17 protein-coding genes are annotated in these 21681 nt (G+C 61.6%); 8 read left to right on the top strand and 9 right to left on the bottom strand.

What is annotated here, in order from left to right; translation table 11 throughout:
* The first annotated feature begins 19 nt into the window (after window positions 1-19).
* Window positions 20-829 (top strand): hydroxyacylglutathione hydrolase, encoded by an 810-nt coding sequence (gene gloB, locus C8C92_RS17245; protein ID WP_099763522.1) that lies wholly within the window; start codon window positions 20-22, stop codon window positions 827-829.
* A 79-nt stretch (window positions 830-908) separates the two neighbouring features.
* On the opposite strand, the gene aceB is transcribed toward gloB, so the two are convergent.
* Window positions 909-2507 carry a malate synthase A gene (gene aceB, locus C8C92_RS17250; protein WP_116744728.1) on the bottom strand — a complete coding sequence of 533 codons (1599 nt, stop codon included), beginning with the start codon at window positions 2505-2507 and terminating at the stop codon, window positions 909-911.
* 216 nt (window positions 2508-2723) lie between these two features.
* On the opposite strand from aceB, the gene C8C92_RS17255 reads away from it, so the two are divergent.
* On the top strand, window positions 2724-3635 hold the full coding sequence (locus C8C92_RS17255) for a LysR family transcriptional regulator (protein WP_099763520.1): 912 nt from the start codon (window positions 2724-2726) through the stop codon (window positions 3633-3635).
* Between the two features lie 253 nt (window positions 3636-3888).
* Here C8C92_RS17255 and C8C92_RS17260 read toward each other — a convergent pair whose 3' ends face one another.
* From C8C92_RS17260 to C8C92_RS17275, 4 genes are all read right to left on the bottom strand, one after another.
* Window positions 3889-4092: a cold-shock protein gene (locus C8C92_RS17260; protein ID WP_010398811.1), complete on the bottom strand. Its 204-nt coding sequence runs from the start codon at window positions 4090-4092 to the stop codon at window positions 3889-3891.
* 298 nt (window positions 4093-4390) lie between these two features.
* Window positions 4391-4753, bottom strand: a complete 363-nt coding sequence (locus tag C8C92_RS17265; RefSeq protein WP_099763519.1) for an Hpt domain-containing protein — start codon at window positions 4751-4753, stop codon at window positions 4391-4393.
* 20 nt (window positions 4754-4773) lie between these two features.
* A complete protein-coding gene (gene upp / locus C8C92_RS17270; protein ID WP_071076875.1) occupies window positions 4774-5424 on the bottom strand; it encodes a uracil phosphoribosyltransferase in 651 nt (216 codons plus the stop codon).
* A 145-nt stretch (window positions 5425-5569) separates the two neighbouring features.
* The gene (locus C8C92_RS17275) at window positions 5570-7252 is read right to left on the bottom strand and encodes an isovaleryl-CoA dehydrogenase (protein WP_116744729.1); all 1683 of its coding nucleotides are present in this window, start codon (window positions 7250-7252) and stop codon (window positions 5570-5572) included.
* Between the two features lie 396 nt (window positions 7253-7648).
* Here C8C92_RS17275 and C8C92_RS17280 point away from each other — a divergent pair, with 396 nt between their 5' ends.
* Window positions 7649-9388: an EAL domain-containing protein gene (locus C8C92_RS17280; RefSeq protein ID WP_099764562.1), complete on the top strand. Its 1740-nt coding sequence runs from the start codon at window positions 7649-7651 to the stop codon at window positions 9386-9388.
* Entirely contained in the window at window positions 9385-10881 is a 1497-nt protein-coding gene (locus C8C92_RS17285; protein ID WP_099763517.1) for an HDOD domain-containing protein, read from the top strand. Before C8C92_RS17280 ends, C8C92_RS17285 begins: the two co-directional genes overlap by 4 nt.
* A gap of 120 nt (window positions 10882-11001) precedes the next feature.
* On the opposite strand, the gene aroC is transcribed toward C8C92_RS17285, so the two are convergent.
* Window positions 11002-12096: a chorismate synthase gene (gene aroC / locus C8C92_RS17290; protein WP_099667641.1), complete on the bottom strand. Its 1095-nt coding sequence runs from the start codon at window positions 12094-12096 to the stop codon at window positions 11002-11004.
* Between the two features lie 421 nt (window positions 12097-12517).
* On the opposite strand from aroC, the gene C8C92_RS17295 reads away from it, so the two are divergent.
* Window positions 12518-14779: an EAL domain-containing protein gene (locus C8C92_RS17295; RefSeq protein WP_116744730.1), complete on the top strand. Its 2262-nt coding sequence runs from the start codon at window positions 12518-12520 to the stop codon at window positions 14777-14779.
* Window position 14780: 1 nt separating this feature from the next.
* Here C8C92_RS17295 and C8C92_RS17300 read toward each other — a convergent pair whose 3' ends face one another.
* From C8C92_RS17300 to C8C92_RS17310, 3 genes are all read right to left on the bottom strand, one after another.
* Window positions 14781-16475 (bottom strand): ankyrin repeat domain-containing protein, encoded by a 1695-nt coding sequence (locus tag C8C92_RS17300; RefSeq protein WP_116744731.1) that lies wholly within the window; start codon window positions 16473-16475, stop codon window positions 14781-14783.
* 150 nt (window positions 16476-16625) lie between these two features.
* Window positions 16626-17072, bottom strand: a complete 447-nt coding sequence (locus C8C92_RS17305) for a CBS domain-containing protein (protein ID WP_010398828.1) — start codon at window positions 17070-17072, stop codon at window positions 16626-16628.
* 128 nt (window positions 17073-17200) lie between these two features.
* Window positions 17201-17824: a 2OG-Fe(II) oxygenase gene (locus tag C8C92_RS17310; RefSeq protein ID WP_116744732.1), complete on the bottom strand. Its 624-nt coding sequence runs from the start codon at window positions 17822-17824 to the stop codon at window positions 17201-17203.
* A 281-nt stretch (window positions 17825-18105) separates the two neighbouring features.
* Here C8C92_RS17310 and C8C92_RS17315 point away from each other — a divergent pair, with 281 nt between their 5' ends.
* Genes C8C92_RS17315 through C8C92_RS17325 form a run of 3 tightly spaced genes read left to right on the top strand, consistent with a single transcriptional unit; the run spans window position 18106 to window position 21671 of the window.
* Entirely contained in the window at window positions 18106-19416 is a 1311-nt protein-coding gene (locus C8C92_RS17315) for an O-acetylhomoserine aminocarboxypropyltransferase (protein WP_116744733.1), read from the top strand.
* Window position 19417: 1 nt separating this feature from the next.
* Window positions 19418-20230, top strand: coding sequence for an alpha/beta hydrolase (locus tag C8C92_RS17320; protein WP_116744734.1), 813 nt, complete (start codon window positions 19418-19420; stop codon window positions 20228-20230).
* Between the two features lie 34 nt (window positions 20231-20264).
* Complete coding sequence (locus tag C8C92_RS17325; RefSeq protein ID WP_116744735.1) at window positions 20265-21671, top strand: PoNe immunity protein domain-containing protein; 1407 nt, start codon at window positions 20265-20267, stop codon at window positions 21669-21671.
* Window positions 21672-21681: the final 10 nt, after the last annotated feature.

Raw genomic sequence — 21681 nt, forward strand, 5'->3', positions numbered from 1 at the left:
TCAGTTTTCTCTTTTGCTCATGACACACTCCCCTGAACACGCTTTATCGGTACTTGCCGTGCCCGCCTTTGCCGACAATTATCTGTGGCTGATCCATGACGGCCGCCACGCCGCCGTGGTCGACCCTGGTGATGCGATGGCCATCCTCGATGCGCTGCAAGCACATCAGCTGACCTTGTCCGCCATTTTACTCACGCACCACCACGCCGACCACACGGGTGGCGTACCTGAATTGTTGCAGCATTTCGCCGTGCCCGTCTTCGGCCCGCGCAATGAGGCTATCACAACCATCACGCAAGCGCTTGGCGAAGGCGATGTCGCCTATGTGCCAGAGCTGGGTTTGCAGATGACCGTCATCGACGTGCCCGGCCATACCAAGGGGCATATCGCCTATGTACGCCAGCGCTCGGAGCAAGGCGATGCGCCGTGGCTGTTTTCCGGCGACACCCTGTTTGCCGGCGGCTGCGGCCGCCTGTTCGAAGGCACGCCGGGCCAGATGGCCGACTCGCTGGGCAAGCTGGCCGCCCTGCCCGACGATACCGAGGTATTTTGCGCGCATGAGTACACCTTGTCCAATCTGCGCTTCGCCAACGCCGTCGAACCGGGCAACCTTGCCCTGCAGGAACGCATCGCCATCGACACGGAAAAGCGCCAGCAAGGCTTATCGACCGTGCCGTCGACCATAGCCATGGAAAAGGCCACCAACCCCTTCCTGCGCTACCGCGAACCGGCCATCTTGACCAGCCTGAAGGTGGAAGGCAAACTGGCCAGCGACGCTTCGCCCGTGGAAGCATTTGCCGCACTGCGTATGTGGAAAAACAGCTTTTAAACTTCTGTTTCTAAAAAGAAAAATCCCGGCGATACCATCAGGTATCGCCGGGATTTTTTATCAATCTATTTGATCAGGATCAGATTTCTTCATACAGCGGCAAGGTCAGGAATTCAGCGAACGATTCCGACGTCGACATTTCCTCGAAAATCTGGCCCGCGCGCACATAGGTCGGACCGTTGCCGCCTGGCGCATCGCGCTGCACCTTGGCCAGTTCTTCCGGAATCATGGCGCGCACCATGTCGGCCGTGACCTTGCGGCCGTCTTCCAGCACGCCCTTGCTGGAACGAATCCATTGCCACACTTGCGAGCGGCTGATCTCGGCCGTGGCCGCATCTTCCATCAAGTTATGGATAGGCACGCAACCGTTGCCAGCCAGCCAGCTACCCAGGTAGTGGATGCCCACGTTGATGTTGTAACGCAAGCCCGCTTCCGTGATCGGTGCTTCCGGCTGGAAGTTCAGCAGATCCGACGCTTTCACATCGATGTCGGGACGCTGTTTCTCGATCTGGTTCGGCTTGTCACCGAGCACTTTGGTGAACTCGCCCATGGCCAGCTCGACCAGGCTCGGATGGGCAACCCAGCCGCCGTCGTAGCCGTCGGTGGCGTCGCGCGCCTTGTCGTTGCGCACGCCGCCCATAGCGATGTCGTTCTTTTCAGGATCGTTCTTGATCGGGATCAAGGCTGCCATGCCGCCAATCGCTGGCGCACCGCGTTTGTGGCAGGTTTTCAGCAGCAGCAAGGCGTAGGCGCGCATGAACGGCGCCGTCATGGTGACTTTCGCGCGGTCGGCCAGGCAGAAATCCTTGTCCAGCTTGAATTTCTTGATGCACGAGAAGATGTAATCCCAGCGGCCCGCGTTCAAGCCCGAGCTGTGTTCTTTCAGTTCGTACAGGATTTCATCCATTTCAAACGCTGCCAGGATGGTTTCGATCAGGACAGTCGCCTTGATCGTGCCTTGTGGCAAGCCCAGCTCGTTTTGCGTCATGACGAAGATGTCGTTCCACAAGCGCGCTTCCAGGTGCGATTCCATCTTCGGCAGGTAGAAATACGGGCCGGCGCCACGCGCCAGCTGTTCCTTGGCGTTATGGAACATGAACAGGGCGAAATCGAAAATGCCGCCGGAAATGCGCTTGCCGTCGACCAGCACGTGTTTTTCATCGAGGTGCCAGCCGCGCGGACGCACAACCAAGGTCGCGATCTTGTCGTTCAGCTTGTACGACTTGCCATTTTGCTCCAGCGAAATCGTCTTGCGCACGGCGTCGAACATATTGATCTGGCCCGTCAGCTGATTATCCCAGTTCGGCGTGTTCGAATCTTCGAAGTCCGTCATGTAGCTGTCCGCGCCGGAATTGAAGGCGTTGATGACCATCTTGCGCTCGACGGGACCGGTGATTTCCACGCGGCGGCATTCCAGCGCCTTCGGAATCGGCGCGATCTTCCAGTCGCCATCGCGGATATGCGCGGTTTCTGGCAGGAAATCAGGACGTTCACCCGCGTCGAGGCGCTTGGCGCGTTCCACGCGCACGGCCAGCAACTCCTGGCGGCGCGGCTCGAATGCGCGCGTCAGCTTGGCCACCAGCGCCAGCGCTGCCGGCGTCAAAATCTGTTCGTAGCCGGGCTGGATGTCACCCGTGATTTGCATGCCTTCGGGAAGTGCGATCGTGTTCTGCGTCATGAAGTTCTCCGGTTTTTAATAAATAGTAGCAAAGGGTATCTGGTGATCCAAGTATAAGCTGAATGACTGCGCGGACAAGCGGGACAAAGGCGTAAAAACACTCTGCCGGGCGGCGCGTTTGTTCTATAGTATTGCACTATAAGGCATGGAAACGAGATTAAAAATCACTTCATCTATGCGTTTTTATCACAAGTGACGAGATAGCGAGCACAGCATATGGGCCAGTTCAGACAAATATCGACCTTCGTGGAAGTGGTGGCCAAGGGCAGCCTGTCGGCGGCCGCGCGCGCGGAAGGCATCGCCCCGGCCATGATAGGCAGGCGCCTCGATGCGCTGGAGCAGCGCCTGGGCGTCAAATTACTGCAGCGCACGACGCGCAAGCTGGCCTTGACGAATGAAGGCGCCGCCTTCCTGGAAGATTGCCAGCGCATCCTGGGAGAACTGGAAGAGGCGGAAGCGGCCGTGGCCGAGCGCAGCGTGAAGGCCAGCGGCCATTTGCTCATTTCCGCACCGGCCGGCTTCGGGCGCCAGCACGTGGCGCCATTGATCCCCTCGTTTGTCGCCGAGCACCGCGACGTGACGGTGTCGCTGAACCTGAACGACCGCCTCGTCGACCTGATCGGCGAAGGCATCGACGTGGCCATCCGCATCGCCAGCCTGTCCGATTCCTCGCTCGTGAGCACGAAACTGTCCGACAACCAGCGCGTGCTGGTCGGCTCGCCCGCCTATCTGAAACGGGCGGGCACGCCGCGCATCCCGGCCGACCTGGCGAAACATAATTGCCTGGCGATCAGCAGCGAAGGCAGCCAGCGCGGCTGGACCTTCCGCGAAAACGGCAAGAATGTCATTTTGAAGGTAGCTGGCAATATGGTGTGCAACGACGGCGAAGTGCTGCACGACTGGGCCTTGGCAGGCAAGGGTCTGGCGTGGCGCTCGATGTGGGAGGTGGGCGCGGAAATCGCCTCGGGCCAGCTGGTGACGGTGCTGGACCAGTTCGCGGCCCCGGGCAACGATATTTATGCCGTGTTTGCCCAGCGCCGCCACTTGCCACTGCGCATACGGGCGTTTGTGGATTTTTTACGGCATTCATATGCCCAGCCCGACTACTGGCATGAAAGAGCAATCTAAATAGCGCCCAAGCCTAGACGTGGGTGCGCAGATCGGCGTAGGTCGGATTAGCGTAGCGTAATCCGACACCAGCCCATACACCTTCCCAATACCACCATTGTCGGCTTACGCGCAAGCGCTAAGCCGACCTACGCGGCGACGCAAGCACGCCAAAAGAACGCACAGCCGACGCAAAATCGATGCCTCACGAAAATTCAGGCGAAAAAAAATCCTCGGAGACCGAGGATTTCTTTATTTCGTTTGATCCAGCGTATTAGATTGGCTGAATGTTCGAAGCTTGCTTGCCTTTAGGGCCAGCGGTCACTTCAAAAGAAACGCGTTGGTTCTCTTGCAGGGACTTGAAGCCGTTCGACTGGATAGCCGAGAAGTGAGCGAACAGATCTTCGCCGCCTTCGTCAGGGGTAATAAAGCCGAAGCCCTTCGAATCATTGAACCATTTTACGATGCCAGTTGCCATTACAATTTCCTATTTCAGTTAAGTTGGGCTTGCGCCCGTTATATCGTTTGAAGCAAGAAAGAAATGACAGACAAACTGCACTACTACCTCGAATCCAACGATGCCCAATTATACCAACAAAACTGAGAAAAACCATTCTTTCGCAAAATAAACTTGCGAACACTACTTTAATAGCCAAATCCCCGTCTTGCGGCGCCCCGTACCAGCGGCATGGAGACACTATATCCTAATCTGCGACGCCAATGCTTTGCGTTGCATCAAATGAATCATTGCAACCACATCTCTATGGTGTTGTCACTTACACGCTGAAATGGGTGGCGCCCGCATCGCGCGCGGCCCAGTGCAGCAACGCCGCCACCTGCCCCCGCACGGCGGGCCATTCCGCCACCGCCTGGGCAGGCGTGTTGAGCATCGCGCGCACCTGCTGTTCAATGCGCCGGCATTCCTGGCCCAGCGCGGCAAAGCCAAAGGTGGCCGCCGAGCCGGCGACCGCGTGCAGCGCACGGTGCAACTCCGTCAACGGCTCCAGGCGGGGGCCTTCGCTGTCGCAGCGGCCGCTGGCCTGCGTGATCGCTTGCATCAGGGCCGGCACGCCAGCCGCATATTTTTCGTTCAGGGCGCGCAAACGCGCGCGAAAATCCGGGTCGATCAAGGTTGCCATCGTAATACTCGCGGATTGGCTTACTTGGTGCCAAAGATGCGGTCGCCGGCGTCGCCCAGGCCCGGCACGATGTAAGCGTGGTCATCCAGGTGCGAATCGAGCGAAGCGCAATACATCTTGACCTTCGGATGCGCGTTCTGGAACACGGTCACGCCTTCCGGCGCGGCTACCAGCGCCAGGAAGATGATCTGCTCGTCCGTCACGCCCCGCTTCTTCAGCACGTCGACGGCGTACACGGCCGAATTGCCGGTCGCTACCATCGGGTCGCACAGGATGAAGGTACGCTCGTTCAAGTCCGGCAGGCGCACCAGGTATTCCACCGGCATGTGGGTGGTGGGATCGCGGTACACGCCGATGTGGCCCACGCGGGCCGATGGCACCAGGTTCAGCAAGCCATCGCTCATGCCGATGCCGGCGCGCAGGATGGGCACGATGGCCAGTTTCTTACCAGCAATGACGGGCGCATCGATGGTCACCAGTGGGGTCTTGATTTCGCGCGTGGTCAGCGGCAAGTCGCGCGTGATTTCATAGCCCATCAGCAAAGTGATTTCTTTGAGCAGTTCACGGAAGGTGCGCGTCGACGTGTCGTGCTCGCGCATGTGGCTCAGTTTGTGCTGGATCAAAGGGTGATCTGTAATGAACAAATTCGGGAAGCGTGGATCTTGTTTCATATTGTTGTTCTTTCTTTGCTCTCTGGCGCGGCGACAAGCATGGCCGCAGGCGCGCTGTGTGTCGATAAAATGAAGGATTGCCACATTATCCCAGCCCACAGCCCGCCTGTGGCTGGAATTTTCGAAATAATCGGATTTATCGGGGTCAGTACTCGCGCAGCGCGCGCGCCAGGATGGCCGCACAATCGGTGCCCGCCGGCAAGCGGCCATACGCGCCGCCCGGCGCTTGCACCAGCCGCGACTGCAGGAAGGCTTGCGCGACAAAGGGCGGCGCATGGCGCAGCAGCAAGGCGGCCTGCACGGCCAGCACGATGCGCTCAGATAATTGCCTGGCGCCAAATTCATCCGTTTGCGGCCCGTCCAAGTCGGCCAGCAGGCGCGTCCGGTACTCGGCAAAGGCAGCGTCGGCATCGCCGGCCAGCGCCAGCTCGGCCGCCAGGGCGTCGCGCGCGGCCGGCGACTTGCCGAAGGCCCGCAAGACGTCGAGGCACATGACGTTGCCCGAACCTTCCCAGATCGAGTTGACGGGCAGCTCGCGGTACAGGCGCGCCAGCGGCGCGTCTTCCACATAGCCGGTGCCGCCCAGCACCTCCATGGCTTCCGCGCCGAAGCCGGGACCGCGCTTGCAAATCCAGTACTTGCCGGCCGGCGTGAGCACGCGCGCCAGCATCGCTTGCCCTGCATCGTCCTTTTCATCGAAACAGCGGGCCAGGCGCAGGGCAAATGCCGTGGCGGCTTCCGATTCGAGCGCCAGGTCGGCCAGCACGTTTTGCATCAATGGCTGCCCGGCCAGCGGCTTGCCGAACACGGCCCGCTGGCGCGCATGGTGCAGCGCCTGCGTCAGGGCGGCGCGCATGATGCCGGTGCTGCCCAGCACGCAATCGAGGCGCGTATGGCTGGCCATTTCCAGGATGGTGGGAATGCCCCGCCCCGGCTGCCCCACGAGCCAGCCGTATGCATTGGTAAATTCCACTTCCGATGAGGCATTCGAGCGGTTGCCCAGCTTATCCTTCAGGCGCTGCACGCGGATGGCATTGCGGCTGCCGTCGGGCAGGTAGCGGGGCAAAAAGAAACAGGACAATCCCCCCTCTTCCGCCTGCGCCAGGATCAGATGGGCGTCGCACTGCGGCGCCGAAAAAAACCATTTGTGGCCAACGATGCGCCAGGCGCCGCCAGCCTCGTCGCCGAACAGGGCCCGCGCCTCGTCCGGCGGCACGGGCACGGCGCACGTAGTATTGCTGCGCACATCCGAGCCGCCCTGCTTTTCCGTCATGCCCATGCCGACCAGGGCGCCGCGTTTCTGTTCCACGGGCAGGGAGCGGGGATCGTAGTCGCGCGAGAGGATTTTCGGCAGCCAGCGCGCAGCGATCTGCGGCAGATCAAGGGCCTGGCGCAAGGCCGGCACCGAGGCATACGTCATCGTCACGGGACACTGCGTGCCGTTTTCCACCTGCCCCACTAATAGATAGGCGGCCGCGCGCGCCACCTGGGCACCGGGGCCCGGCGACGCCCAGGGCGCAGCGTGTGCGCCGGCGCCCACGAGGATGGCCATCAGCTCATGCCAGGCCGGATGGAACAGCACCTCGTCGATGCGGCGCCCGGCCCGGTCAAACTGCTGCAGCTCGGGCGTGTGGATATTGGCCAGGCGCGCCAGCGCATATGTCTCGGCGCGGCCCAGTTTCTCGCCCAGCGCGTCGAGCTCCTGCCGCGCCGCGCCGCCGCCCTCGCGCAGCAGCGCTTCGGTCAGCGCCGGGTCGCAAGCGAACAGATTGACGTTTTCAAACGGCGTGGCCTGGTTGAAAACTTCATGCGTGTCAAAAGCATTCATGGGAGTCTCCCGCGATTTGTTATCATGGCGCCCTGGCTGTCGCTGGCGCACCGTCAACACCGTCTGCCAGCCAGACTAGCGCAAAGCGCATGGCGGGGCAAGCGCGCCAGTGGAAGCAAGCGCCGATAAATGTTTCCATGGGGAACGAAAATGCCTGCGTGTGTCGCGCAGCGTGATTTTTTTCATGGAAGGCAGGAATATTTACAAAACCTGAAGCAATGTTGCTCTATTTCATGTAATCGAATGCTTTTCAATGATACATTTCGTGTGGATCGCATTCCGATAGTTGCCCTCCGGCCCGCTATGGCGCGCGTCACGCACGATGCACTCTTTCCGTTGGCGCCCTGCCCTGCAGCGTGCGCCGGCACTGATCACAAAAAGGTAAAAGCCCGCACGATGTTTTCCAGTACCCCATCCGCCGCCCACCGCGAGGCACGCCACGAGTTGGACAACCTCATGGAAGAGGCAGGCGACGTCGTGTTCCGGCTCGATACGGACGGCCTGATCCTGTTCGCCAGCAAGCGCGCAGCCACCCTGTTCGGCGCCCCCTCAGGCCTGTCCGGCCACTTGCTGCTGCCGCTGGCCGCCGAAGCATCGCGCGCGGCGCTGCAGGCAGCGCTGGAAGATTCCCTGGAAGAACCGGGCCGCCTGGAAGTGCGCCTGCAAACGCCGGACCAGGAACTCTGGTTCGAGCTGCGCCTGTCTTCTTATATGAATGCAGCGGGCGTGGCCGAATTGCTGGTCGTCGGGCGCGACACCTCGGCCCAGCACAACACGGAAGAACGCTTGCGCCACATGGCCACGCACGACGCGCTGACCGGGCTGCCGAACCGCCTGCTGCTGTCGGACCGCATCCGCATGGTCATTTCCCAGGCGGCGCGTTCGGGCCAGGGGTTTTCCGTGGCCACCATCGGCCTCGATGGTTTTAAAAAGGTCAACGATGGCCTGGGCCACCCGGTCGGCGACGCCGTGCTGCGCCTGGCCGCCGCGCGCCTGCGCAAGACCCTGCGCGACAGCGACACCCTGGCGCGCGTGGGCGGCGATGAATTCGTCGCCGTGTTGCCCGGCAGCGCCACCGATGCGCAAATCAAGCTGGTGACGGGCCGCCTGCTGGCCACCCTGCAGGCGCCGTTCGAAGTCGATGGCCACACGATCTACGTGGGAGCGTCCGTGGGCGTATCGATCTATCCGCTGCACGCAGAAGATGAAGTGCGCCTGGTGGCGCTGGCCGATGCAGCAATGTCGCGCGCCAAGGAAACGGGCAAGGCCCGCTGCCTGGTCTACAGTCCGCGTCTGAATGGCCCGTCGGAACACGATATTTCACTGGAAGCGGCCATGTTCCACGCCGTGCGCGAAGGCGAGTTTCTGCTGTTTTACCAGCCCATCGTCGATGCGCACACGCGGCAGATCCAGGGCTTCGAAACCCTGATGCGCTGGAAGCACCCGACCCTGGGCCTGGTGCCGCCCGTGCGTTTCATCCCGATTGCCGAAGCCAATGGCCTGATCAATCTGCTGGGCGCCTGGGCGCTGAAAGCGGCCTGCGTGCAGCTCAAGCAGTTCCAGGAAGTGGCCAAGCGGCCGCTGTACATCTCCGTCAACATCAGCCCGCGCCAGTTCCGCAACGACAAATTCCTCGACGTGCTCGATGACGCCATCGCCTTTTCGGGACTCTCGGGCGAACACCTGGTGCTGGAAATTACCGAAGGCACCCTGATGATCGACCCCGTGCATGCGGAAACCATCCTCGTCAAGATGACGGAGCGCCGCGCGCGCATCGCCATCGACGATTTCGGCACCGGCTACTCTTCGCTCGCGTATCTGAAGCGCTTCCCCATTTCCGTACTGAAGATCGACCGTACCTTCATCAAGGACTTGCCCGAATCGAGCAAGGACGCGGCCATCTGCAATACCATTCTCGACCTGGCCAAGCATTTGAATTTGTCCGTGGTGGCCGAAGGCGTGGAAACGGAGGCGCAGATGCACTTCATGGAGTCGCGCGGCTGCCAGTATGTGCAAGGCTATTTGACGGGCAAACCGATGCCGGCCCATGCCGCGCTATCGGCCTTGAGTGACAAAACCTATGCGGCGCTGGTGCCCACGCCGTCTGCCAATGAACAGCGCGGAGGGGTGCAATGAATCCAGATCATTTCACGGTGCCGACACAGCTCGGCAAAAACACCCTGGACCTGCTGTGGGCGCGTACGCGCCAGCAGGGCGACATGCCCGGCTTCGCGAAAGCCATCAGCGCCATCCTGGGCGCCATGCGCGGCGAGGATGACCACGAATTCGACATCACGCAAACGGTGCTGTCCGACCCTGTCCTCACGCACAAGGTGCTGCGCCTGGCCAACAGCGGCATGTATTCGGCCTTCGGCCAGCGGGTCAACACGGTCTCGAAGGCCGTGCTGGTGCTGGGCATCGACGCCATCGGCCACCTGGCGCTGGGACTAAAACTGATCGAGGAGCTGTCGCAGGCCTCGCCCGACTCCGTCAGTGCGCACGTGGAAATGGAGAAGGCCGTGCTGGCCGGGATGGTGGCGCAGCAAGTGGCCACCAGCGCCGGCAGCCTGCAGGCGGAGCAAGCCGTCGTCTGCTCCATGCTGCACACCCTGGGCCGCATGATGGTGACGTTCTACATGACGGACTTCTGGGCGCGCATGCAGGCGCATGCGGGTCCCGGCAACGAGGCGGCCGCTGCGCGCGAAATCCTCGGCCTGTCGCTACAGGAAGTGGGCTATGCCACGGCCGCCCACTGGGGTTTGCCGCAGCACCTGATCAACGGCATGCATCCGATGGAGCCGTCGCCCGACAACGCGCCCGTCAGCGGCGCCGACTGGATGGCGGGCCTGTCGACCATGGCGGCGCGCTGCGCCGACTCGCTGTGGCATGACGATGCGGCCGGCGCAGCGCAGGTGCACGCGCTGATCGACGACTATGCAGGCACCTTGGGCATCGCTGCCACGGACCTGGTAGTGGCGGTGGACAAGGCGAAGATGATGGCGGCGGCCGACCTGTCGATCGCCCCGCTGTCGAAACCGGCCGAACGGCGCGCACGCCAGCTGGCCTCGACGCGCATGCGCGCCGAGGGCAACCGCGTGCTGATCGGCGGCCTGGCCGACCTGCGCAGCGCCATCGGCAGCGCCAGCCCGGGCCAGATGGTCTCGATGGCGCTCGAAACGCTGCACCAGGGCTTTGATTTTTCGCGCTCGGTGGCATTCGTGCGCAACCACCGCGATCATTTGTACTCGGCGCGCATCAGCATGGGCGAAGGCATGGCCGACCTGCAGGACCTGATGGTATTTGGCGACGCGTATGAGCCGAACGTCTTCCACGCGGCCCTCAATAGCGATCGCGTGATCTTCATCGACAATGCGCGCGACCCGAAATTTGCCGCCAAGCTGCCGCAATGGTGGAAAGCGACGTTATCGGAAGCGCGCAGCTTCGTCGTGCTGCCCCTGTCGGCCAACGGCCACCCCACGGGCTTTTTATACGGCGACTGGGACGACAGCTTCCCGCCGATTCAATTGAACCAGACGGAATTCAACCTGATCAACGATATCCGGGCCTTGCTGGTGCAGTCGGTGGAGATGCGCCATCAACTGGAGTTGGTGGCGAACAAGGTGGCTTGATAGAAAACGCCAACGATGTTGTCGGATTACGCGGGGCGATGCCCCGCTAATCAGACCTACACATGGCGTGGGTCGTAGGTCGGATTAGGGCCGCAGGCCCGTAATCCGACAACATTCAACTTACTTCAACTTCGGCGTATTCACGCTGACATCGCCGCATTGCGCGCGATGCATCAGGGCGTGGTCGATCAAGACCAGCGCCAGCATGGCTTCGGCGATCGGCGTGGCGCGGATGCCCACGCACGGATCGTGGCGGCCGAAGGTTTCCACCATCACGGGATTGCCCTCTTTATCGATCGAGCGGCGTGGCGTGCGGATCGACGACGTCGGCTTGATGGCGATCGAGACGCTGATATCCTGTCCCGTCGAGATACCACCGAGTACGCCGCCGGCGTTGTTGCCGATAAACCCTTCCGGCGTCAGTTCGTCGCCGTGCTCGGAACCCTTTTGCGCCACCGAATCGAAACCGGCGCCGATTTCCACGCCCTTGACGGCATTGATGCCCATCATGGCGTAGGCGATGTCGGCGTCGAGCTTGTCGTAGATGGGCTGGCCCAGTCCCACCGGCACGTTTTGCGCGATCACGTCGATACGCGCGCCGATGGAATCGCCATCGCGGCGCAATTGATCCATCGCCTCTTCCATGCGCGCGATCAGATCCGCGTCGCCGCTGGCGGCAAAGAAGGGGTTCGCATGCACGTGTTCCCAGGACTGGAACGGCACGGGAATGTCGCCCAGTTGACTCATGCAGCCCTTGAACGTGGTGCCGTACTGCTGCAGCAGCCATTTCTTGGCAATCGCCGCCGCGCCCACCACGGGCGCCGTCAGGCGCGCCGAGGAACGACCGCCGCCGCGCGGGTCGCGCACGCCATATTTATGCCAGTAGGTGTAGTCGGCATGGCCGGGACGGAAGCTTTCCGCGATATTGCCGTAGTCCTTGCTGCGCTGGTCTTCATTGCGGATCAGCAGCGCGATGGGCGTGCCCGTCGTCACGCCCTGGTACACGCCGGAGAGAATTTCCACCGTATCGGACTCCTGGCGCTGCGTCACGTGGCGCGAGGTGCCCGGCTTGCGGCGGTCCAGCTCGGGCTGGATATCGGCTTCCGACAGGATCAATCCTGGCGGACAGCCATCGATCACGCAGCCGATGGCCGGGCCATGCGATTCGCCGAAAGTGGTAACAGTAAACAGCTTGCCAAAAGAATTGCCGGACATAGTAGGAAGTGTGAGGACAGGAAAACTCAATTCTACCAGCCTGCGGGGCATGCCATGCCGCGAATGCCGCAGCAAGGCCCGATATTCGCGCCCGTCATCACCATTTTTAAATCCCGTGCTTTTTTTCATACAAAAAACACCAAATATGAGTTGCAATCATGCAATACAATAAATATTGCTCTACGGAATAGGCTTAAAAAAACATTTTGCTTATTAAATAGCTATATACTTGGATCAAAGCGCGCTACACAATACAGGTTACCAATCCACATTTGGCCTGCGCCGAGAGCACGTCACAAAATGCCCAGGGCTAGGCGTCGTTGCCGAAGACAGTACGCCAGTACGGCGAGGCAACGCAACAACGCCATGGGCTTTTTTGACGCGCTCGTAAAAATATCGAGTCATCCTGGAGAAGCTATACATGCCCGCACCGATCATCCCCCTTGACGCCAACAAGGACGATCACGACGACCTGGTATTCCTCGATGAGCAACCAGCGCCGCCGCTGGCCATCGCACCGCGCAGCGTCTGGCGGGTGATGATCATCGACGACGATGAAGACGTCCACTCCACCACCACTTTCGCCCTGGGCAACCTGGAAATGCAGCACCGCCCGCTGGAATTCGTGCATGCGTATTCGGCCGGCCAGGCGCGCGAACTGCTCAAGCATGAAGACGACATCGCCGTCATCCTGCTCGACGTGGTGATGGAACAGGATGACGCGGGCCTGCACCTGGTGCGCTACATCCGCGAAACCCTCAAAATGACGGACGTGCGCATCATCTTGCGCACAGGGCAGCCCGGCTATGCGCCGGAAATCGACGCCATCCGCGACTACGACATCAACGACTACAAGACCAAGTCCGAACTGACGCGCATCAAGCTGTTTACTACCGTGACGGCGGCCATCCGCTCGTACGAACAGATACGCTCGATCAGCAACAGCCGGCGCGGCCTGGACCAGATCGTCCACGCCAGCACGCAGCTGATGGCGCTGCACGGCGTGCAAAACTTCTCGGCCGGCGTGCTGGCGCAGATCGCCGACCTGCTGGGCATCCGTGCCGATGGCGTGTTGTGCGTGCAAGAGATGCTGGACAATGGCGGCAAGGAGCTGCTCGTGTCGGCCTGCACGGGCAGCTTTTCCAGCCTGCCGCACAGCGCCCTGTGCGGCCTGCAAAACCCGCGCGTGATGGCGGCCGTCGAGCACACACTGGCGCAGCGGCGCAATGTCTACGCGCACGACTACGCCACCCTGTATTTCTCGGGCAAGGCCGGCCGCGATGCGGCCGCCTACCTGGTTCTGCCGCGCCCCCTCTCGGCCATCGATGAAAGCCTGCTGGAAGTGTTTTGCAGCAACGTCGCCGTGGGCCTGGACAATGTCGAACTGGTATCGCACCTGCACAACGCCGCCTTCTACGACCAGTTGTCGAAGCTGCCGAACCGCACGCGCCTGGTGGAAATCCTCGACGCCACCCTGGCCGGGCCTGCGCGCGACGACGCCACCCTGGCGCTGGTCGACCTCGACCATTTTGCCGAGACCAACGATGCGCTGGGGCACCAGTTCGGCGACACCCTGCTGATTGCCGTGGCGGGCCGATTGCAAACCCAGCTCGGTTCCCAGCTGACGGTGGCGCGCCTGGGCGGCGACATCTTTTGCGTGCTGGGCGACTCGTCGCAAGTCAATCCGGCCAAGATCCTGGCCCTGTTCCAGGCGCCGTTCTGCATCGATGGCCAGGATGTGCAGCTGTCGGCCACCCTGGGCCTGGTGCGGCTGGGTGAACATGCGGGCACGGGCGCCGATGCGCTGAAGGATGCCGATATCGCCCTGAAACGGGCAAAAAGCCAGCAGCGCGCCGGGCACTTCTATTTTTCGCGCAGCATGGGCATCGAAATCCGCGAAAGAGTCCGCATGATGCATGCGCTGCGCACGGCCTTCAGCCAGGACCAGCTGTTTGTCGTGTATCAACCGCAGATCGACCTGACCACGCGCCGCCCCGTGGGCGCCGAAGCGCTGCTGCGCTGGCAGACGCCGGACGGCAAGTTCATCTCGCCCGACCGTTTCATCCCGATTGCCGAGTATTCGGGCATCATCATCGACCTCGGTGAATGGGTGCTGCGCACGGCTTGCCGCGAACTGGTGCTGCTGCGCGAACAGGGCCACCGCAACTTCGTCATGTCCGTCAACGTGTCGCAAGTGCAGTTCCGCCACCCGCTGTTCCTGGAAATGCTGCGCGCGGCGCTGGAAGAGACGCAGGCGCCGCCCGAGTTCATCGAACTGGAAATCACGGAATCGATGGCCATGGAAGAGCCGGACCTGCTGATCAAGATGTTGTGGCAGATCAAGCAGACGGGCGTGAGCATCGCCATCGACGACTTCGGCACGGGTTTTTCGTCGCTGTCGTACCTGCAGCGGCTGCAAGTCGACCGCCTGAAAATCGACCGCGCGTTTGTGACGGAAATCACGGGTTCCGCGCGCGGCAGCAGCATCGCCGAAATGGTCATCCAGCTGGGCCGTAACCTGGGCCTGGCCGTGATCGCCGAAGGCGTGGAAGACGAGCGGCAAGCACAAATTTTGCAGGCGCTGGGCTGCCCCATGGCGCAGGGTTTCCTGTTCGCCCGCCCGATGACGGCCACGGCGTTGAGCACCTGGCTGAACAACGAGGCACTGCAGGGCGCGGCGTAGGCTATCCCTTCCCCTTGCATTTGCCCGTAGCCGCGCACGCCGCACGTTCATCAAGGCAGCGCTGCGTGCCCTCGGCAGCGATTCCTTTCGCTAATAACAGAAGTTCCGCGTCCTTGCTTCCATAGCATTGTGCATAAGCAAGAGCATTGATACGCTGGCGAGAAAGCAGCGCCGCGTCCGCGCGCTCCGCCAGCAAAAATTGGACAATGTCGGCATCATTCAAAGCAGCGGCCCGCATCAACATAGTGGTTCCTTGTGGCTCTATGGCATCGACCTGTGCACCGGCTTCCAGCATCGCCCTTCCCAGCTCTGCCGAGCGCCGGATTGCCTGATACAGGGGAAAAGTTTGCATACGTGTTGAAGCAACATTAATGTCGCGCGTGTTTTTCGCCAGCATGCGCAGTACCTGCGCGTCATAGGGCGGTGTTCCCCCATACAGAGGTGAGACCAGTGAGAGATAAGTAAGGAGCAGATTCATTTTCGATTCTTGCATGGGAACATCGCCGGACAGCCCGCGTTCCAGCAAGCGCATCGCCAGTTGCGGATCCTGGCGCAGCAAAAAGACTAATCGATTGGAAAAATACACTTCTGCCGAGGAAAAAACCTGGTTGATATCCGCGCCAAGGCTCAACAATCGTTCAATGCGCGGCCATTTCTTGCCCACCTTGGACTCATCCGCAGTAAGATCGAGAATACTGGCCAATGCCTGATTCAGTTCAGGCTGCAATGGCGGCGCTATCATGTGATCCAACAAGAAGTCAAACGCGGCAAAGCTCCTGTTCGACCTGTGCGACGCAACAGAGGCGGCCAACACGCCAGCTGGCACCGTGCCGGAGTTTGAGAGACTGCGCAATACATCGACATGGTCGTATTGCGCCGCCATGATCCAGATGGACGGCATGGTTGGCGACAACAACCCGGCCTCGGTCAGCGCCAGCAACAAGCGGCCCTTGACGGCATATTGCAATGCAAAAGAACCTGGCACATGCTGCGCAGACTTGGCCACGCGGGAACCGAATTTTTTGTGCATCAATTCCAGTGCGCTGACAGCCTGCGGCTCAGGCATGCTGACCATGCCTTCCCAGAATATGCGCGCGGCATACTCTGTCGGCAGCGCCAGATCTACAGGCAAGCGAGGCAGCAAGTGTTGCACAATGGCTATAGCCAACTCTCGCCTTTCCGGCGAGGGAGTCGCTGTATCCAATGATTGGTTGCTGATGAACTTGCCAAGTAGGGTTGCTACCGTCTCCCAAGAAAACTGCCGTTTTTCCTCGGGCAATATCCCTTCTTTGAGCAAACGCAAAACTTCCTGGTAGTAGGCGCGTGCTCCATCGTCTCCCATTCCCAGCGAAATGCTCTGTATCGAGCTGTTCAGTCGCACGCCATTCAAGCGCGCATGCCAGCTAGCATCGGTCAACGCAACAAACTCCTGCCAGAAAGCCGGCTCAGCTCTTAGCGCAATGCCAAATAGCGTACTATCAAATTCAGGGCATTCCAATAAAGGATCAACCAACGGCGAGGCTGCCGCCTTCAAGCCTGCGACATCCTCATTTCTGGCTGCCACACATAGATTTCGCTCCATTGACACCTGGCTGGCCGGCTCAGGCGATGTCGTTAGGGCGCGCCCGTGAGGCAGAATACAAGACAGAATCAGGGTAAGCAGCATCGCCCGCATATAACACTGTTGGTTCATCATTACCCCCGTTGTGAATGACCATACAGAACATTGCCTGCAGTAATACTAACTCCCACTACCAAATCTATTGCTGACAAATAACAAGCAAATCCGGACTGCCAATGCAAAACGCCGGCAGTGCCGGCGTTGTCTTTACTACATGAACGAAGCTTAGTCGGTGGTTTCAGCCGGCCAATCGCGGATATACGCTTTCAGCATCTGGTTTTCAAAGCTTTGCGCTTCGAGCACGGCGCGTGCCACGTCGTAGAAGGAGATGACGCCCAGCAAGGTCTTGGCGTTCATGACGGGCAGGTAGCGCGCGTGCTTTTCCAGCATGATGCGGCGCACTTCATTCACTTCCGTATCCGGGGTGACGGTGATCGGATGGTCATCCATGTGCTTGCGCACGGTGCCGCCGCCGATCTGGCCCGCGTTCTCGTGCAGCGCGTTGAGCACTTCGCGGAAGGTCAGCATGCCGACCAGGTCGCCAAATTCCATGACCACCAGCGAACCGATGTCTTTTTCAGCCATGGTATTGGCCGCGTCAAGCAGGGGCTGGTCAGGCGTGACCGTGTAGAGGATGTTGCCCTTGACTTGGAGAATTTCAGATACTTTCATATTGGCCGTCCTGTCCGCGTGATTGGTATTTTAGTTATTCTAGCCCTTACTGCGACTGTAGCCTATGCCTGCGGAAAAATCCAGCCTTGCGCGCAATCAAATCGAGGGGGATTGCGCGCCACCTTCCATCACGCGCGGCGGCGGAACCAACCTGCTATCGACAAGCGCTGGCGCGCCGTCGGCAGCACCTCGTGCAGCATCTCGCCCGACAAAAACATGGCCATGCGCCCTGCTTCGGGCGCGATATCCACGCTGGGGCCGCCATCGGGGCGCAAACGCAGCGCGCCGCCGTGTTCGGGCAGCCAGTCGTCGTTCAGGTACAGCACGACGGACACGGTGCGTTTGTCATCGTCGCGGAAACGGTCCAGATGGGCCCGGTAAAAGGCGCCCGGCGCATACAGGGCAAAATGGCTTTCGTACTCTTCCAGCCCCAGGAACAGCTCGCGATTGAGGGTCTGGCGCAACGTTTCCATATGCTGCAGATAGCGATCGCAGGCGCTTGAGCGGCCCGCTTCCAGCCATGCGATATGGTCGCCGCGAATGTCCGGCTGCAGCAGCGGTGCATGGCCGCTGCCCACGCCGGCGCCCTTCATCTTGCCGCTGAGCATGGATTGCACGCATTCGGCGGCCAACTCGCGGCTGAGTTCAGGGGAAATGAATTGCTCTTGCAGGAGCCAGCCAGCGCGGCACAGGCCGTCAACGATAGATGGTCCGGGCACGGCAAGGGCGCCGTCGAACGATATTGCGGGCATAGAATTTTTCCTGGTGGACATGCATGTGAGTGCGCCTGAAGCCCAGGATTTCGTTCGTGTGCAGCTGCTTCCCCGCGGTGCGGCGCACGCGCGAAGGTCGAACAGCCCGAATATCACTGACACGGCATCCTACCACCGCCACGCGCCGCCGGTTACTTTTTTCGACTTCAAGTTACACGCGCGGCCCGCCAGCACGGCGCCATGCGCCCTGCACGCGAGGCCTTTTACTCAGCGCTAAATCAGGTTACGATCTTGCCACTATAAAACTTGGCGGAGACACCATGAGCGGCCCGAAATACCCCGGTTTCGATACTTTATCCCTGCATGCGGGCGCGGCGCCCGACCCGGCCACGGGCGCGCGTGCCACGCCCATCCATTTCACGTCTTCGTTTGCCTTCAAGAGTTCGGAGCATGCGGCCTCGCTGTTCAACATGGAGCGGGCCGGCCACGTGTACTCGCGCATTTCGAATCCCACCAACGCCGTGCTGGAAGAGCGCATCGCCGCGCTCGAAGGGGGCGTGGCCGGCATCGCCACGGCCAGCGGCCAGGCCGCCATGCACCTTGGTTTATGTACCATCGCCGGCGCCGGCTCGCACATCGTCGCTTCGCGCGCCCTGTACGGCGGCTCGCACAACCTGCTGGCCTACACATTAAAACGCTTCGGCATCGAGACGACGTTTGTCGACCCGCGCGACGTGGATGCCTGGCGCGCCGCCATCCGCCCGAATACGAAAGTGCTGTTCGGCGAAACGCTGGGCAATCCCGGCCTCGACGTGCTGAATATTCCGACGATTGCCGCCCTGGCGCACGAACACCAGCTGCCGCTGATGCTCGATTCGACCTTTACCACGCCGTATTTGCTGCGCCCCTTCGAGCATGGCGCCGACCTGGTATTCCACTCGGCGACCAAGTTTTTATGCGGGCACGGCACGGCCATCGGCGGCTTGCTGGTCGATGGCGGCACCTTCGACTGGCAGACGGCCTACGACAAGACGGGCCGTTTCGCCGAACTGTGCGAACCGTATGACGGCTTTCACGGCATGGTCTTCGCCGAGGAATCGACGGTGGCGCCGTTCGCCCTGCGCGCGCGGCGCGAAGGCTTGCGCGATTTCGGCGCCGTCATGAGCCCGCACAATGCCTTCGCCATCCTGCAGGGCATCGAAACCCTGGGCCTGCGCATGGACCGCCACGTGGCCAACACGCGCAAAATCATCGACTTTTTGCTGGCCAATCCGGCCGTGGATGCCGTGTCCTACCCCGAACTGCCATCGCACCCCGACTACGCACTGGCAAAGACCCTGCTGCCGAAAGGCGCGGGCGGCGTCTTCACCTTCCGCCTGCGCGGCGACCGCGCGGCCGGACAGCGCTTCGTCGACAGCCTCAAGATCTTCTCGCACCTGGCCAACGTGGGCGACGCCAAGTCGCTCGTCATCCACCCCGCCTCCACCACGCACTTCCGCGTGCCGGACGATCAACTGGCGCAGGCCGGCATCACGCAAGGCACCATGCGTTTGTCGGTGGGCCTGGAAGACGCAGACGATTTGATCGAAGACCTGGCCCGCAGCCTGAAACTGTCGCAGAAAGGCGCCTGACATGCTGCTCACCATCGAAAACACCACGGCCTACTGCTACACGGGCGGCAAACCATACAACCCGAGCCAGCCCACGGCCGTCTTCATCCACGGCGCACAGAACGACCATTCCGTGTGGGCCCTGCAAACGCGCTATTTCGCCCACCACGGCTGGAACGTGCTGGCCGTCGACTTGCCGGGCCACGGGCGCAGCCTGGGTACGGCAAAGGATAATGTCGCAGAGCTGGCGCGCTGGATATTGGCCGTGCTGGACGCAGCTGGTGCGCACAAGGCCATGCTGATCGGCCACAGCATGGGCTCATTGATCGCGCTGGAAGCGGCATTCCTGGCGCCGGATCGCGTCAGCCACCTGGCCATGCTCGGTTCCACCTACCCGATGAAAGTCTCGCCGGCGCTGCTGGAAACGGCGCTCCAGGACGAACAGGCGGCCATCGACATGGTCAACATCTGGTCGCACTCGTCGATCGCGCAAAAGCCGTCGTTTCCCGGCCCGGGTTTTTATGCCATGGGCGGCGCGCGGCGCTTGAAACAGCGCATCGCCGCCCTCAATCCCGCTCACGTGTTTCACACGGATTTTTTCGCCTGCAACGCCTACGCGAACGGCGAAATCGCCGCCGCTTCGGTACACTGCCCCACTTTATTCATTTTCGGCGCGCGCGACATGATGACGCCGCCCAAGTCGACCAGGCTGCTGACGGCGGCCATCGCGCATGGCACCGTGGTGCAGGTCGACAGCGGACATGAATTGATGGCCGAGCAGCCGGACGCCGTGCTCGACGCGCTGTTTGCGTTTGCGCAAAGCACCCCGGCATGACGCCACGCCACGCACACTTTTTTAGGATCGATGGATGATGTTGTTGAATACCCTGTTTGAAGAATTGACTGGCCGGGGCAGCGGCACGGAAGCGCAGCGGCACGCACGCTATACATGGCTGGAACAGCTGCGTTTCACTAACCCGCTGGCGGACGAAGGCGGCCCCATGGCCGGCATTCCGTACTACCAATGGTGCCGGCTGCCGCAGGCGCTGGTCGTGGCGGGCCAGCACACGGATCTGCTGGTCGGCACCACAAGCTCCCAGTACCTGGTCTTCGAGGGCCGCCACGCGGCAGCCTTCGCGGCCGAACTGGGCCTGCAATACGACGCCAACAACCGCATCGACCGCCCCGGCGGCCTCGACGAGCTGCTCGACGCCTATGAAGAGCAGGACGACGGCAGCTGGACCACCCTGCCGCCTGGCCAGCCAGCGCCACCGCTGGCCGGCTGGGACGACGTGTACTTCCGCGTGCGCGACCTGAGCGACGGCAAGGCCATCCAGAGCGTGACCACCATCGCCTACGAGAGCAGCCGCTTCCCTGGCTACACCCTGCTGGGCACGACCATGGTGGGGGTCGGCGCCATCGCCCACGACGACGAGACGGCGCAGTATATGCAGCAAGTCTTCGCCGACTGGGCCATCCAGCGCGATTGCGCCGCCACCTGCCCGCCTTCGTCCGGGGCCTGGCCCTGCGCGCCGCGCCAGACGCCGCCCGAGACGTTCGGCACTGCGTTCGACTTTGGCCGCAACCTGACTTACCTCGATGCGCTGCTCGCTGCCTACGGACGCGCGCAGGCGCAGGCGGAAATCGATGGCGGCGACGCGGCCTACTGGGCGTGCGCGGCCGCCAGCACGGCGTACCAGGTCTTCTCGCTGCGCTACACGGCTGGCTTGCCCTTGCCTGACGTGGAAACGGCGCTGGAAACGGCGATTGCCGCCTGCGAAACGGCGCGCGCTGCCCTGGCCGCGGCCTACGATGACGATGCCTTGCCCGCCTTTGATTTCGAACAATTGACGGATTACGCGCGCACTCTGCAGTTGCTGGGCGCGACCCTGCTGTTCGGCCGCCACGACCTGGCTGCCCGCCTGGCCGCCCTGCAAACGGCCTTCGATGGCGAAGACGGCGTGGTTGAGGCACTGCTGGCGACCATCGATCCGCAGCGTCCCGCCGTCGACGAATGGTATTTCGCCGAGCCCTACTCGGCCCTGTTCGAGTGCCTGGATACGGACGATCGCGCGCAGCAGCTCGAGCACCTGCGGCACTACCTGGCCACCTGGCATGGCGCGTTGGTGCGCGAAGACTGGTTCAACGGCCATTTGCGCGCACAGGGCCTGGGCGGCTACTACGGCCTGTGGGCTTTCGAGGCGGCCGCCGTGGCCAAGCAGTTGGGACTCGATCGCAGCGCGCTGGCCCACTGGGTCATGCCGCCAGCGCCGTAAACCCCCCGTT

Origin of the sequence: Janthinobacterium sp. 78 (assembly GCF_003096775.1) — a bacterium.
GTDB lineage: Bacteria > Pseudomonadota > Gammaproteobacteria > Burkholderiales > Burkholderiaceae_D > Janthinobacterium > Janthinobacterium tructae.

Bases quoted from the DNA above. Each gene is read 5' to 3' on its own strand.
- gloB (WP_099763522.1), top strand. From the start codon at position 20: ATGACACACTCCCCTGAACACGCTTTATCGGTACTTGCCGTGCCCGCC.
- aceB (WP_116744728.1), bottom strand. From the start codon at position 2,507: ATGACGCAGAACACGATCGCACTTCCCGAAGGCATGCAAATCACGGGT.
- C8C92_RS17255 (WP_099763520.1), top strand. From the start codon at position 2,724: ATGGGCCAGTTCAGACAAATATCGACCTTCGTGGAAGTGGTGGCCAAG.
- C8C92_RS17260 (WP_010398811.1), bottom strand. From the start codon at position 4,092: ATGGCAACTGGCATCGTAAAATGGTTCAATGATTCGAAGGGCTTCGGC.
- C8C92_RS17265 (WP_099763519.1), bottom strand. From the start codon at position 4,753: ATGGCAACCTTGATCGACCCGGATTTTCGCGCGCGTTTGCGCGCCCTG.
- upp (WP_071076875.1), bottom strand. From the start codon at position 5,424: ATGAAACAAGATCCACGCTTCCCGAATTTGTTCATTACAGATCACCCT.
- C8C92_RS17275 (WP_116744729.1), bottom strand. From the start codon at position 7,252: ATGAATGCTTTTGACACGCATGAAGTTTTCAACCAGGCCACGCCGTTT.
- C8C92_RS17280 (WP_099764562.1), top strand. From the start codon at position 7,649: ATGTTTTCCAGTACCCCATCCGCCGCCCACCGCGAGGCACGCCACGAG.
- C8C92_RS17285 (WP_099763517.1), top strand. From the start codon at position 9,385: ATGAATCCAGATCATTTCACGGTGCCGACACAGCTCGGCAAAAACACC.
- aroC (WP_099667641.1), bottom strand. From the start codon at position 12,096: ATGTCCGGCAATTCTTTTGGCAAGCTGTTTACTGTTACCACTTTCGGC.
- C8C92_RS17295 (WP_116744730.1), top strand. From the start codon at position 12,518: ATGCCCGCACCGATCATCCCCCTTGACGCCAACAAGGACGATCACGAC.
- C8C92_RS17300 (WP_116744731.1), bottom strand. From the start codon at position 16,475: ATGATGAACCAACAGTGTTATATGCGGGCGATGCTGCTTACCCTGATT.
- C8C92_RS17305 (WP_010398828.1), bottom strand. From the start codon at position 17,072: ATGAAAGTATCTGAAATTCTCCAAGTCAAGGGCAACATCCTCTACACG.
- C8C92_RS17310 (WP_116744732.1), bottom strand. From the start codon at position 17,824: ATGCCCGCAATATCGTTCGACGGCGCCCTTGCCGTGCCCGGACCATCT.
- C8C92_RS17315 (WP_116744733.1), top strand. From the start codon at position 18,106: ATGAGCGGCCCGAAATACCCCGGTTTCGATACTTTATCCCTGCATGCG.
- C8C92_RS17320 (WP_116744734.1), top strand. From the start codon at position 19,418: ATGCTGCTCACCATCGAAAACACCACGGCCTACTGCTACACGGGCGGC.
- C8C92_RS17325 (WP_116744735.1), top strand. From the start codon at position 20,265: ATGATGTTGTTGAATACCCTGTTTGAAGAATTGACTGGCCGGGGCAGC.